Annotated in this window: 1 protein-coding gene; it reads left to right on the top strand. The window is 71.0% G+C overall.

Translation table 11 applies throughout. The features are described 5' to 3' along the window. Positions 1–3: 3 nt before the first annotated feature. Positions 4–14,802: a non-ribosomal peptide synthetase gene (locus WA670_RS29820; protein ID WP_336159528.1), complete on the top strand. Its 14,799-nt coding sequence runs from the start codon at positions 4–6 to the stop codon at positions 14,800–14,802. Positions 14,803–15,300 lie beyond the last annotated feature (498 nt).

Here is a 15,300-nt window from a genome sequence, read left to right as displayed (position 1 = left end):
CCCATGACCTCGTCCCGTGAGGACCGCATCGCGGCGCTGCCCGCCCACCTGCAGGAAGCGCTGCGCCGCCGGATGGCCGGAGCGGCCGGCCGCGCACCGGAGATCCCGGCGGCCGCCGACCGTTCCGGCCCGGTGCCCCTGTCGTCCGCGCAACGCAGGCTGTGGTTCTTCAGCCAGCTGCGCCCGGACGATCCCGAATACAACAGCGCGTTCGCCTTGCGCCTGACTGGTGAGCTGGATGTCGAGGCGTTGGCGACGGCGTTGCGGCTGCTGGTCGCCCGGCACGAACCGCTGCGCACGACTTTCGAGGAGGTCGGCGGCGAACCCCGGCAGCTCATTCAGCCGCCGTACGAGGTGGCGCTGCCCGTGGTGGATGCTGCGCCGGAAGACCTCGACGCTGTCCTGAAAGCGGAGTACTCGCGACCCTTCGACCTCGCGCACGGACCGTTGCTGCGCGCGGTGCTCGTGCGGCTCGGGCTGGCGGAGCACGTGCTGCTGGTGTGCGTGCACCACATCGCCACCGACGGCGCGTCGATGGGCGTGCTGACCGAAGAACTCGGCCTCCTCTACCGGGACGGCGAGCGCGCGGACCTGCCGCCGCAGCCGTTGCAGTACGCGGATTTCGCGCGGTGGCAGCACAATCGCCCGACCCGCGCGGCCGGGCTGGAGCACTGGACCCGGCAGCTGACCGGCGTGACCCCGCTCGACCTGCCGACGGACCGGCCGCGTCCGGCGGCCCGCAGCACCGCGGGTGCGGTTCGTGAGTTCGCCGTCCCCGCCGACGTGGCGCGCGGGCTCGCGGAACTGGCGCGCACGTCGGAAACCACGCTGTTCACCGTGCTGCTCGCAGCTTGCCAGGCGCTCTTCGCGCGCTACACCGGCCAGGAGGACATCGCGCTCGGCACCGTCGTTTCCGGCCGGGACCGCCCGGAGCTGGAGCGGGTGGTCGGGTTCTTTGTCAATACCGTCGTGCTGCGGTCCGAAGTGGACCGGTCGGCTTCCTTCGCCGACCACCTGGCCGCGGCCCGGCAGACCGTCCTCGACGCCTTCGCCCACGACGACGTCCCGTTCGAGGAAGTGGTCGACGCAGTGCACGCGGGCCGGGACCCCGGCCGCAACCCGTTGTTCGACGTCATGGTGCTGCTCCACCCCGCGACCGGGACCGGGCCGGTGTTCCCGGACCTGGCCGCCGAACCGGCCGGGGTCGGGCGGGATTCGGCCAACTTCGACCTCACCGTCGAGTTCGAGGAGTCGGGCGGCCGCCTCGCCGGGCTCGTGGAGTACAGCACCGAACTGTTCGAGGTCGGGACGGTCGACCGGCTGATCGCGCACCTGCTGCGGCTGCTGGCCGGGATCGCCGCCGACCCGGGCCGCCGGATCGCCGACCTGCCGCTGACCACCGAGACCGAAGAAGCCCAGCTGCTCGGCTGGCGCGGCCCGGTGCTCGACGTCCCGGACGGCACGATCGTCGACCTCCTCGACCACCAGGCGAAGACGCAGCCGACCGCGACCGCGCTGGTCTGCGGCGACGTCCGGCTGAGCTTCGCCGAACTTGCCGCCCGCAGCGACGTCCTCGCCGCCGAGCTCGCCGGCCGGGGCGCGGGGCCGGACCAGGTGGTCGCCGTGCTGCTCCCGCGCTCCGCCGATGCGATCATCGCGCTGTTCGCCGTGCTCAAAGCCGGGGCGGCGCACCAGTCGATCGATCCCAGGCTGCCCGCCGAGCGGATCGAGACGCTGCTGGCCGACACCCTGCCGGTGGTGGTGCTGGACCGCATCGGCGGCTTCACCGACGGCCCGCGCCCGGCCGCGCCGAAACCGGCGGACGCCGCCTACGTGATCCACACGTCCGGTTCGACCGGCACGCCGAAGGGCGTCGTGGTCGAGCACGCGGCTTTGGCGAACCTCCTGGCCAACCACCGGGCCGCGTTCGGCCGCGAACGATTGCGCGTGGCGCTCACCGCGTCGCTGTCGTTCGACACGTCGTGGGAAGGGCCGCTGCTGCTGGCCGACGGCCACGAACTGCACCTGATCAGCGACGAAACCCGCCTCGACCCGGCTGCGCTCGTCCGCTACGTCCGCGAGGAACGCATCGGCTTCCTCGACGTGACCCCGTCCTACCTGCGGCAACTGCTGCCCGCCGGACTGCTCGACGGCGACCAGCGGCCGCGGTTCCTGATGGTCGGCGGCGAGGCCATCGGCGAGAGCCTGTGGCACGAACTCGCCGGATCCGGGGTGGCCGCCGGGAACTACTACGGCCCGACCGAGTCCACTGTGGACGCGACATGGGCACCGGTGACCGGGGACCGTCCGTCGATCGGCCGTCCGCTGGGGAATGTCGGCGCGTACGTTCTGGACGAACAGCTCCGGCTCGTCCCTGCCGGGGTTCCGGGCGAACTCTGCCTCGCCGGCGCCCAGCTCGCGCGCGGTTACCTCGGCCGGCCGGGCTTGACCGCGGATCGGTTCGTGCCGAATCCCTTCGGCGCGCCCGGAACCCGCCTCTACCGGACCGGCGACCGCGCCCGCTGGACTGCCGACGGCCGGCTGGAGCACCTCGGCCGGACCGACGACCAGGTCAAAGTCCGCGGTTTCCGGATCGAGCCCGGCGAAGTCGAGACCGCACTGCGCGCTCAGCCGAAAGTGCTCGATGCCGCCGTCGACGCGCGGGACGGCAGGCTCGTCGCGTACCTCGTCGGCGATGCCGAGCCCGGCGAGCTTCGCGCCGCGCTGACTCAGACGTTGCCCGCGCACCTGGTGCCGTCGGCGTTCGTTCACCTCGACCTGCTTCCGCTGACCCGGCACGGCAAACTGGACCGCCGGGTGCTCCCGGAACCGGAGATTTCCGCTTCAGCGCAGTACATCGCGCCGCGCGACGACCGTGAACGGCTCGTGACCGACGTCTGGGCCGAAGTGCTCGGCCTGGAGCGAGTCGGTGTCGAAGACGATTTCTTCGCGCTCGGCGGCGATTCGCTGCTCGGCATCCGCGTGGTCGCGCAATTGCGCGCTGAACTGGGTGCGGACGTGCCCGCCCGGCTGGTCTTCACCGCCCCGACCCCGGCGCTGCTGGCCGCCCACCTGCCCGCCGCGTCCGCGCCGCAGGAAGCGATCCCGCTGATCCCGCGTGGCGAGGGCCCGTTCGAAGCCCCGCTTTCCTTTGCTCAGCAACGACTCTGGTTCCTGGACGAATTCGACCCCGGCAGCACCGAGTACGTCTCGCCAACCGCGCTGCGGCTGCGCGGCGACCTGGACGTGCAAGCGTTGAACCAGTCGCTCACCGCGCTGGTGGCCCGGCACGAATCCCTGCGCACGACCTTCGCGACAGTCGACGGCCAGGGCAAGCAGATCGTCCACCCGCCGTACGCGGTCGATCTCCAGGCGGTCGACGGCGATCTCGACACCGCACTGGCGGCCGCGACCGGCCCAGTCGACCTGCACACCGGCCCGCTGCTGCGCGCCGCGCTCACCCGGCTCGGCCCCGACGACCACGTCCTGACCCTGGTGCTGCACCACATCGTCACCGACGGCTGGTCCTCGGGCGTGCTTCTGAGCGAACTCGCCGCCTTCTACGCGGCGTTCACCCGCGGCGACGAGCCCGGGCTGCCGCCGCTGCCCGTGCAGTACGCCGATTACGCGGTCTGGCAACGAAACCGCACCGACTTCGACGGCCAGCTCAGCTACTGGCGGCACCGCCTCGCCGGGCTGGAGCCGCTGGAACTGCCGACCGACCGGCCCCGCCCGGCGGTCCGCACGAAGAACGGCGCGCTGCACGAGTTCAGCGTCCCGGTCGGCACCACCGCGCGGCTCGCCGAGCTGTCCCGGCAGCAGGGCAGCACGCTCTTCATGACCCTGCTCGCCGCCTGCCAGCTGCTGTTCGCGCGCTGGTCCGGACAGGACGACATCGCGGTCGGCACCGTCGTGTCCGGCCGGGAACGCACCGAGCTGGAAGGCCTGATCGGCTTCTTCGCCAACACCCTCGTCTTGCGGTCCACAGTGGACTTGAACCGCGGTTTCGACGCGTTCCTCGGCGAAGTCCGCGACACCGTGCTCGACGCCTTCGCGCACCAGGACGTCCCGTTCGACCGCGTCGTGGACGACGTCCAGCCCGAACGCGACCCCAGCCGCACCCCGTTGTGCCAGGTCATGGTCGTGCTGCACAACACCCCGGACGCCCGGCCCGCGCTGCCCGGGCTCGCCGTCGATGAGGTCGCGCCGCCGATCGTGACCGCGGGCTTCGACCTGGCGATCCACTTCCAGCAGACCGCCGGGCGGCTCGACGCGGTCGTCAACTACAACACCGACCTGTTCGACGCGGCGACCGTCCAGCGGCTGAGCGGCTGGCTGCGGATCCTGCTGGCCGGAATCGCGGCCACCCCCGCGCAGCCGCTCGGCCGTCTGCCGTGGATCACCGCCGCCGAGCGCGACCGCGTCCTGCGCGACTGGAACCCGGTCGCTGTCGCGCCCCCGGAGCCGACGCTGCACCGGCTGTTCGCCGCGCAAGCCGCCCGCACGCCGCACGCCGTGGCGGTGACCTGCGAAGGCGTGGAGCTGACCTACCGCGAACTGGACCGGCGAGCGAACCGCCTGGCACACCGGCTCATCGGCGAGGGAGCCGGACCGGAACGCCTGGTGGCGCTTCGGCTGCCGCGGTCGGCGGACCTGGTCGTCGCGGTCCTCGCCGTGCTGAAGTCCGGCGCGGGATACCTGCCGATCGACCCGGACTACCCGTCCGCGCGGATCGAGGCGATGCTCGCCGACGCGCAGCCGGTGTGCGTCGTCGACACGGTTGCCGCGGACGACCAGCCGGACACCGATCCCGGCGTGCGGGTCCGCCCGGAGAACACGGCGTACGTCATCTACACCTCGGGATCTACCGGCATGCCCAAGGGCGTGCTCGTCCCGCACGCGAACGTGACCCGGCTGTTCTCCTCGACCGATCGCTGGTTCGGCTTCGGCGACCAGGACGTCTGGACGCTCTTCCACTCCTACGCCTTCGACTTCTCGGTCTGGGAACTCTGGGGAGCCCTGCTGCACGGCGGGCGCCTCGTGGTGGTCCCGTCCGAGACGGTCCGGTCGCCGGAGGAATTCCTGACGCTGCTGGCCGAACAGCAGGTGACCGTGCTCAACCAGACGCCGTCGGCGTTCTACCGGCTCGGCTCGCTGCCGTCCGCGCCGTTGAGCCTGCGGTACGTGATTTTCGGCGGCGAGGCCCTGGATCCGGTGCGCCTGGAGGAATGGCGACGGCGGCATCAGGACGGACCGCAGCTGGTCAACATGTACGGCATCACCGAGACCACCGTGCACGTCACGTACCGGGTGCTCGACGACCGCGCGACCGTCGGCGTGCCGATTCCGGACCTGCGCGCCTACGTCCTCGACGCCTGCCTCGAACCGGTTCCGCCCGGCGTCACCGGCGAGCTGTACGTCGCGGGCGCGGGCCTGGCGCGCGGCTACCTGAACCGGCCGGGCCTCACCGCGTCCCGCTTCGTCGCCGACCCGTTCGGCGAGCCGGGCACCCGGATGTACCGCACCGGCGACCTGCTGTGCTGGACCCCGGACGGCGAACTCGCCTACCGGGGCCGGGCGGATCACCAGGTCAAGATCCGCGGGTTCCGGATCGAACTGGGCGAGGTCGAGGCGGCGCTGTCGGCGCATCCGGACGTGACCGGCGCGGTGGCTGTCGCGCACGGGACCGGCGACGCCCGGCGGCTGGTCGCGTACCTGACCGGGACCGTGCCGGGAACCACGGTGCTGCGCGAATTCCTCGCCCGGTCGCTGCCCGCGCACATGATCCCGGCGGTGTTCGTCGCGCTGGACGAACTGCCGCTCAACGCGAACGGGAAGCTCGACCACCGCGCGCTGCCCGCTCCTGGTGCGCGGGTCGAAAACCGTTACGTGGCCCCGCGTACCGAGATCGAGATCGTGCTCGCCGAGGTCTGGTCGGCGGTGCTCGGGGTGGACGAGGTCGGCGTCGAGGACAACTTCTTCGGTCTCGGCGGCGACTCGATCCTCAGCATCCAGGTCGTGTCGCGCGCTCGTCAGGCCGGGCTGACGATGTCCTCGAAGGATCTTTTCCAGCACCAGACAATCGCTGAGCTGGGCCGCGTCGTCACCACCGGCGGACCGGTCGCTCCAGCGCCGGAACAGACCGGACCCGCACCGCTCGGCCCGATCCAGTCGTGGCTCTTCGCGCATCTGGACGAGCCATGGCGGCTGACCATGTCCGTCCACCTTGTACTGTCCTCAGTAGACGTTCCACGGCTGACCGCCGCGATCGCTGAAGCCACCGCTCGTCATGCTGCGTTGCGGATGCGGTTCTCCGAAGTGGACGAAACCTGGCAGCAAGAACCGGCTGCCACCGAACCGGCGGACATTCTGCGGCACGCCGATCTGTCTGAAGTAGACGACGTCGAGGCCGCGATGCACGCGGAGGCAGAACGCGCCCAGACCTCTTTGGACCTTGCGAACGGCCCGGTGTGGCGCGTGGTCCTGTTCACCTTCCGCGACCGCTCGCCGCAACTGTTCCTTACCGCGCACCATCTCGTCATGGACGGCGTGTCCTGGCGCGTCCTGCTGGACGACCTCGAACACGCCTACCAAGGCGAATCGCTGGAAACGGCGGGCAGCTCGTTCACCCACTGGGCGAGGACGCTCGCCGACCACGTCCGCTCCGGCGGGCTCGACGGCGAGGCCGAGTACTGGGGGAGCGTGCTGCGCGGCGTCGAGACCGGACTGCCGGTCGACCGCTCCGGCCGCAACACCGCGGAGTCGGCGCGATCGGTGTCGGTTTCCCTGGGCCGGGCCGAAACTTCCGCGCTGCTGCAAGACGTGCCCGGCGCGTACCGGACCGAGGTCAACGACGTCCTGCTCAGCGCCCTCGCCCGCGTGCTGGCGCGCTGGACCGGCCGGTCGCAGGTAGTGCTTGAGATGGAAGGCCACGGCCGGGAAGACCTCACCGTGCCGCTCGATCTGTCCAGGACGATCGGCTGGTTCACCGCGCAGTACCCGGTCGCGCTGACCGTGCCGGGCGAGGGCTGGGACGCGATCCTCAAGTCGGTCAAGGAACAACTGCGCGCCATCCCGAACAAGGGCGTCGGCTACGAGGCACTGCGCTACCTGACCGAGTCGCCGCTGCGGAACGACCCGACACCGCAGATCTCCTTCAACTACCACGGCCGCTGGGACGTCGGAACCGCCGAGGACGGGCTCTACCGAGGCCGCGGGGAAAGCCTCGGCCACGATTCCGCTCCGGACAGCATCCGCCCGTACCTGCTGGACGTCGTCGGCGTAGTCGAATCCGGCGAACTGCACCTGACCTGGGAATACTCCGCCGAGGTGCACGAGGAGGCGACCGTTCGCGGTCTGGCCGAAGCGACCGTCGAAGCGCTGCGGGAAATCATCGCGCACTGCGCCGGAGCGGGCGGCCGCACGCCGTCGGACTTCCCGCTCGCCCGGCTCGACCAGGCGACGGTGGACCGGCTGGCCGGGGACGGCCGCGAGGTCGAGGACATCTACCCGCTGACCGCGCTGCAGGCGGGCATGGTCTTCCACAGCCTGGTCGACACCGGGTCGAGCGCGTACTTCGACCAGTTCCGGCTGCGGCTGGGCGGCGTCCGCGACCCGCGTGCGCTGGCCGAGGCGTGGCAGCGCGTGGTGGACCGGACACCGATCCTGCGCAGCAGCACGGCGTGGGACGGCGTCGACGAGCCGGTGCAGCGCGTCCATCGCGGGGTCCAGGTGCCGGTCGGCCAACACGACTGGCGCGGCCTCGCGCCCGAAGACCAGCAGGCTGAGCTGGCGAAACTGCTCGAAGCCGATCTGGCCGCGGGGATGGATCTGACGACCCCGCCGTTGATGCGTCTGGAGATCGCCCGCGTCGCGGACGACGAGGTGCAGTTGCTCTGGACCTCGCACCACGTCCTGCTGGACGGCTGGAGCACCGCCCAGGTCTTCGGCGAGGTGTGCGAGCAGTACACGGCGATCGTCCAAGGCACGCCAGCGAAACTGACCCCGCGGCGGCCGTTCCGTGACTACCTCGCCTGGCTTGCCGGACAGGACCGGGCCGAGGCGGAGGAGCACTGGCGCGACATGCTCGACGGTTTCGCCGCGCCGACGCCACTTCCGTACGACCGTCGTCCCGCCGAGGCGCACCGAGCGGAATCCGGTGCGACGGTGCTGGTCGAGCTGTCCGAGGGGGAGTCCGCGGCACTGCGCGAGATGGCGAAAACCGCCGCGCTGACGGTGAACTCGGTCGTGCAGGGGGCGTGGGCGCTGCTGCTCGCGCGCTACAGCGGCGAGCCGGACGTCTTGTTCGGCACCACGGTTTCCGGGCGACCGCCCGAGCTCCCCGGCGTCGAAGCGATGATCGGGATGTTCATCAACACCGTCCCGACCCGGGTGGAAGTCCGGAATGGACAGTCGGCCGCCGAATGGCTGCGCGCGATCCAGGCCGAGCAGGCGGACGCGCGCCGGTACGACTTCCTGGCACTCTCGCAGCTGCAGACGTTCACCGGGGTGCCGGCGGGTGCGGCGTTGTTCGACAGTGTGGTGGTCTTCGAGAACTACCCGATCGAAGACAGCGGTCAGGACGGCGTCCGCGTGCTGGACGTCGAATCGCTGGACACCACGAGCTATCCGCTGAACCTCACCGCCTATCTCCACGACCGGCTCGGGCTCGAACTCTCCTACGACCCGAAGCTGTTCGACGCTGCGACGGCGCACCGGCTCGCTGGCCACCTCGCGCAGCTGGTGCGCGCGATCGCCGCCGACCCGGAGCGGCGCGTCGGCTCGCTCTCGCCGCTCACCGCCGACGAGCGCAACCAGGTGCTGGCTCTGGGACACGGCGACATCGCCGACCTTTCTGCGGAGACAGTGTTGGACGTGTTCGACGCGACCGTCGCGCGAATGCCGCACGAGACCGCGCTGGTCTTCCACGACACCGTCCTGGACTACGCGGAGGTCGACGCCCGCGCCACGCGGCTGGCGGAGGAGCTGATCGAGCGGGGTGCCGGACCGGAGCGCGTGGTGGCTGTCATGCTGCCGCGGTCGGCCGAAGCCGTCATCGCGGTCCTGGCGATTTTCAAGGCAGGCGCGGTGTATTTGCCGATCGACGCGGACCTGCCGGAGGAACGCGTCCGCTTCCTGCTCGACGACGCGCGCCCAGTGGTCGTCCTGGGCCGGCCCGACGAGAGCTACGCGCCGCCAGCGCCCCGCTCGAAGCGGCCGGACGCGGACACCGCCGCCTACGTCATCTACACCTCGGGCTCGACCGGCAAGCCGAAGGGCGTCGTCGTTGAGCACCGCGCGCTGGTGAACCTGCTGGTCGCGCACCGCGCAGTCTTCCTCGACCGCGGGCGGGAGCGGGTGGCGCTCACGGCGTCGCTGGCCTTCGACGCGTCGTGGGAACCGCTGCTGGCGATGTTCGACGGCCATGAGCTGCACGTGCTGGACGACGACACCCGGCTCGATCCGCGCGCCCTGGTGCGGGCCGTCCGCGCGCACGGGCTCAACCTGCTCGACCTCACCCCGGCCTACCTCCAGCAGCTGCTGGACGCCGGGCTGGCGACCGGCGAGGTCCGTCCCCGCACGGTGATCACCGGCGGCGAGGCAGCCACCGAAACGCTGTGGCGGCAGCTGGCCGCCGCGGACGTCACCGGGCACAACTACTACGGGCCCACGGAAGCGACCGTCGACTCGATCCACGCGCCGGTGACCGGCGACCAGCCGCTGATCGGCCGTCCGCTAGTCAACTTCCGCGCGTACGTCCTCGGCGACACCGGCGAACCCGTGCCGCCCGGCCTGCCCGGCGAGCTGTTCCTCGCCGGACCGCAGCTCGCGCGCGGCTACCTCGGCCGGCCGGGCCTGACCGCGGACCGGTTCGTCGCGGATCCGTTCGGCCCGCCGGGGGAGCGGATGTACCGCACCGGCGACCAAGTCCGCTGGACCGCCGACGGCTCGCTCGACTACCTCGGCCGCGTCGACGACCAGGTCAAGATCCGCGGGTTCCGCGTCGAACCGGGCGAGATCGAGACCGTCCTGCGACGGCATCCGGCGATCGCCGACGTCACCGTCATCGCCCGCGAAGGCCGCCTCGTCGCGTACGTGGTGGGCGAAGCGCAGGGCTTGCGCGAATGGACACGCGAACGGCTGCCGGAGCACCTGGTCCCGTCGGCGTTCGTGCCGCTGGACGCGCTCCCGCTCAACCGGAACGGGAAGCTCGACCGGCGTGCGCTGCCCGCCCCCGGCCGTACCGGAACCGCCGAGTACGTCGCGCCGCGCACTGCCGCGGAGCAGCGGCTCGCCGCGATCTGGGCCGACGTCTTGGGAATCGACCGCGTGGGCGCCGACGACAGTTTCTTCGAACTGGGCGGCGATTCGATCCTCAGCATGCGGATCACGTCGCGGGTGCGTGCGGAGTTCGGGGTCGAGGTGTCGCCGCGGATGCTGTTCTCCGCGCCGACGCTCAGCCAGTTCGCCGCCGAACTCCCGGTTGAGCAGGCTGCCGCGGAGGCGATCCCGGTGGTGGCGCGGGACGGTGCGCTGCCGTTGTCGTTCGCTCAGCAACGCTTGTGGTTCCTGGACGAATTCGAACCCGGCGGTCTGGAATACATTTCTCCCACCGCTTTGCGCTTGCGCGGCGAACTCGACATCGCAGCCTTGCGAAAGGCGCTGAACACGGTTGTCGCCCGGCACGAATCGCTCCGCACCACCTTCGACGCGATCGACGGTCACGCCGTGCAGATCGTCCACGAACCCGCACCGATCGACCTCCCGGTGGCGGACTTCTCCGAGGAAACCTTGGTGCGCGAAGCACTCCGGCCGTTCGACCTGCGTACCGGCCCGCTGCTGCGCGCCCGGTTGTTCCGGGAGGAATCCGGCGATCACGTTCTGCTGCTGGTGGTGCACCACATCGTCACCGACGGCTGGTCCGCCGGAATCCTGGCCGCCGAACTGAAGACCTGCTACTCCGCCTACCTCCGTGACGAGGAGCCGCAGCTGCCCGAGCTGCCGGTACAGTACGCGGATTTCGCTGCCTGGCAACGGGACTTCCTCGACAGCCCCGACCTGGACGAGCAGCTGGACCACTGGCGGGACCGCCTCGCCGGGCTCGCCCCGCTCGAACTGCCCACCGACCGGCCGCGCCCCGCGGTCCGCAGGAATGAAGGGGAGTGGTTCGGCTTCGACATCCCCGCCGAGGTCGCCGCGAACCTGCGCGAACTCGCCGGCGCACAGCACGGCACCCTGTTCATGACGCTCGTCGCGGCCTTCCAGGTCGTGCTGGCGCGGTGGTGCGGACAGGAGGACGTCGCGGTCGGCACGGTGACCGCCGGACGCGAGCGGGCCGAACTGGAACGCCTGATCGGGTTCTTCGTCAACACGCTGGTCCTGCGGTCCACAGTGGACTCACGCGGGTCGTTCCGGGAGTTCCTCGGCAGCGTCCGCGACACAGTGCTCGACGCGTTCGCCCACCAGGACGTGCCGTTCGAACGCGTGGTGGACGCGGCTCAGCCGGTCCGCGACCCGAGCCGGACCCCGCTGTTCCAGGCGATGGTCGTGCTGCAGAACACCGGCGACCGGCCGGGCGGCGGCGCGCTGATCGCCGAGGAAGTCGCCCTGCCCGCGACGACCGCGACCTTCGACCTGCTCGTGCAATTCGAGGAGGACGGCGGGTCGCTGCACGCCGCGATCAACTACGCCACCGGCCTGTTCGACGCCGCGACGATCGAGCGGCTCGCCGACCGGTTGCTGACCGCGCTGACCGTTCTCGCCGCGCTGCCGGACCAGCCGATGTCCGGCTTGCCGCTGCTGCCGCGAGCCGAGTTGGACCAGTTGCGGGCCTGGAACGACACCGCCGTGGCCGTCCCGCCGGCGTCGGTGGCGCAACTGTTCGAAGCCCAAGTCGCGCGGACGCCCGACGCACCGGCTTTGCTTTCGGCTGCCGGAGAAATCACCTTCGCCGAGCTGAACGCGCGGGCGAACCAGCTGGCGAGGCTGCTCGTCGACCGGGGCGCCGCGCCGGAAGGGATCGTCGCCGTCCGGCTGCCGCGCTCGACTGCGCTCATCCTCGCGGAACTGGCGGTGGCGAAGACCGGGGCCGCGTTCCTGCCGGTCGACCCGGGCTATCCCGCCGAACGCATCGAGTTCATGCTGCGCGACGCCGACCCGGTCTTCGTCGTGGACGGCGAACTCGACGCCGGGCGGTACGCGGACACGAACCTCGATGTCCCCGTCGACCCCGACCAACCGGCGTATGTCATCTACACCTCGGGTTCGACCGGGCGGCCCAAGGGCGTCGTTGTCCCGAACAAGGGCCTGGCGTCCTTCGCCGCCGCCGAGATCGAGCATTTCCGGATCCGGCCGGGCGACCGGGTGCTGGCGTTCAACTCGCCCAGCTTCGACGCGTCGGTCTCGGAACTCTGCATGACCCTGCCCGCCGGCGCCGCGCTCGTCGTGCCGCCGGAGGGCCCGCTGCTCGGCACGCAACTGGCCGAAGTGCTGGCGGAGTACCGGATCACGCATGCGCAGTTCCCGCCCGTCGCGCTGGCGACCGTGCCCGAGGCGGCGCTGCCGGACCTGCGGACCATCGTCGTCGGCGGGGATGTCTGCCCGGATGAGCTGGTCTCCCGCTGGGCGCGGGGACGACGGATGATCAACGCCTACGGACCGACCGAGACCACCGTCGTGACCTCGTGGAGCGAACCGCTGTCGCCGGGCGGGACATTGCCGATCGGCAAACCGATCCGAAACACCGAAGTGCACGTGCTGGACGCGGGCTTGCGCGAGGTGCCGATCGGGTCGGCGGGCGAGCTGTACGTCCGCAGCATCGGCCTGGCGCGCGGCTACCTGTCCCGCCCCGGCCTGACCGCCGACCGGTTCGTCGCCGACCCGTACGGCCCGCCCGGCTCGCGGATGTACCGCACCGGCGACGTGGTCCGGCTGACCGCGTCGGGCGACCTGGAGTTCGCCGGGCGGGTGGACGACCAGGTCAAGATCCGCGGCTTCCGGGTGGAACTCGGCGAAATCGAGTCCGCCTTGCGCCGGCACCCGGCGGTGCACGAGGCCGTCGTTGTGGCTCGGGAAGCTCACGGGCACAAGCGTTTGGTCGCCTATGTGGTGGGCGAAACCGCCGAACTGCGCTCCTTCCTGGGCGAGACGCTGCCGGACTACCTGATCCCCTCGGTGTTCGTGCCGCTCGACTCGGTCCCCGTGAGCCCCAACGGGAAAATCGACCGCGCTGCCCTGCCCGCGCCGGACCTGTCGGCCCTGCAGACCGCCGAGTACGTCGCCCCGAGCACTGATTCGGAAGGACTGCTGGCGAACGTGTGGGCCGAGGTGCTGGGGATTCCGCAGGTCGGCACCGCGGACAACTTCTTCGAACTCGGCGGGGACTCCCTGCTCAGCATCCAAGTCGTGCACCGCGCCCGGCAGGCTGGGCTGGCGATGCGCTCGAAGGACCTGTTCACGCATCAAACGGTCGCCGAGTTGGCACGAGTGGTCCAGCCCGCCGATTCGGCCGAGGACGATCGCGAGGCCGTGGTCGGGGCCGTTCCGCTGACCCCGATCCAGCGGTGGTTCCTGGATGCTTCGCCGGTCAACCCCGCGCACTTCAACCAATCCGTGCTGATCGAGCTGAACGGTCCGGTCGACGAGGAAGTGCTGCGCCAGGCCGTCGATGCGCTGGTAGCTCACCATGATGCGCTCCGTCTGCGCTTCGAGCGGACCGCCGAGGGCTGGATCCAGCACAACGACCCAGTCAACTCCGGCTCCGTCCTGCGCCGAGTGTCCACTGTGGACCTGGAGCGGGCTGCCGACGACGCGCAGGCGAGCTTCGACCTGGCCCAGCCTCCGCACCTGCGTGCTCTCCTGTCGGATTCCGCTGAGAACCCGTGCCTCTTCCTGGTTGCACACCACCTCGTGGTCGACGCGGTCTCGTGGGGGATCCTGCTGGAGGATCTGGAACGGGCATACCGGCAGATCGAAGCCGGGGAAAAGCCCGATCTGGGCGCGAAGACGACGTCCTTCCGGGCCTGGGCACACCGCCTGCGGGAGTTCGCGGAATCCGGTGCACTGGACGCCGAACGCCCGCACTGGGCCCGCGACCTGCCCGGCTGCGAGATCCCCGTCGACCGGGTGGGCGCAACTCCGGAGCCCCAGGAATCGGTGTCGATCCGCGTCGGCGAACGTGACACCGATGCCCTGTTGCACCTCGCGCCCGGTGCCTACCGAACGCGGATCAACGATGTCCTGCTGACCGCTCTGGCCTGGACGCTCACCCGCTGGACCGGCGACCCGGCGGTAGCGATCGACCTGGAAGGCCATGGCCGGGAGGAGATCCTGGACGACGTCGACCTGACCCGGACGGTCGGCTGGTTCACGACCGTATTCCCGGTCGCCCTGACAGTCGACCCGGCCGCAACCTGGCGAACCCAGGTCAAGTCCGTCCGGCGCCAGCTGCGCGCCGTGCCAGGAAATGGCTTCGGGCATGGGGTCTTACGGTGCTTCCGTTTCCCCGACCTGGGCCGGAGCACGCCGCGGGTCGCCTTCAACTATCTGGGCCAAGGCGAGAACACCGCCCCGGGCGACGGACTGTTCCGGCGCTCACTCCCGCCGCTCGGCCGAGACCAGGACCCGGCGAACCGGTCGCCGCACGCACTGGAGGTCGTCGGCGGGGTGCGGGAGGGGCAGTTGGAGTTTTCCTGGTACTACCAGCCGGACCAGCATGCGCGGGAGACGGTGACCGGAGTGGCGGCGGGGTTCGCGGAGGCGTTGCGGGCTATTGCGGGGGATTGCCGGGGTGGGGAGGCATGAGCGGGTTGCCGGGCAGGGGCTGTTGCCGCGCGGATTCCGTGGGTGTGTTGCGGGCTGTTGCTGCGGGGTTGCCGGGGTGGTGCGGCACGCGCGGATGTCCGGACAGGGGCTATCGCCGGGCCGGTTTCGCGGGTGTGGTGCGCGCTGGTTGCCGGGCGCTGAGCGGGCTTGCCCACGAGGGCTGTTGCCGCGCCGGTTCCGTGGGTGTGGTGTGTGCTGATCGGCGGGGCATGAGCGGGCTTGCCCACGAGGGCTGTTGCCGCGCCAGTTCCGCGGGAGCGGTGCGGACTGTTGCGCCGGATTGCCGGGTCTTGCGGCATGGTCGGCTCTCCGGGGATGGGCCGCTGCCAGGCCGGTTCCGCGGGCGTTTTGCTGACTGTCGCGGCAGGTCGCCGGGGCGGTGCGGGGTGAGCGGCTGTCCGGGCAGGGGACGTTGCCGCGCGGATTCCGCGGGATGGCTCGCAGCGTCCGGTTCGGTGGGTGTCTTGCGGGCCATTG

Source organism: Amycolatopsis sp. VC5-11, assembly GCF_037034185.1.
Lineage (GTDB): Bacteria > Actinomycetota > Actinomycetes > Mycobacteriales > Pseudonocardiaceae > Amycolatopsis > Amycolatopsis nivea.
The sequence above is the reverse complement of the archived record's forward strand: the minus strand, read 5'-3'. Positions and strand labels throughout refer to the sequence as shown.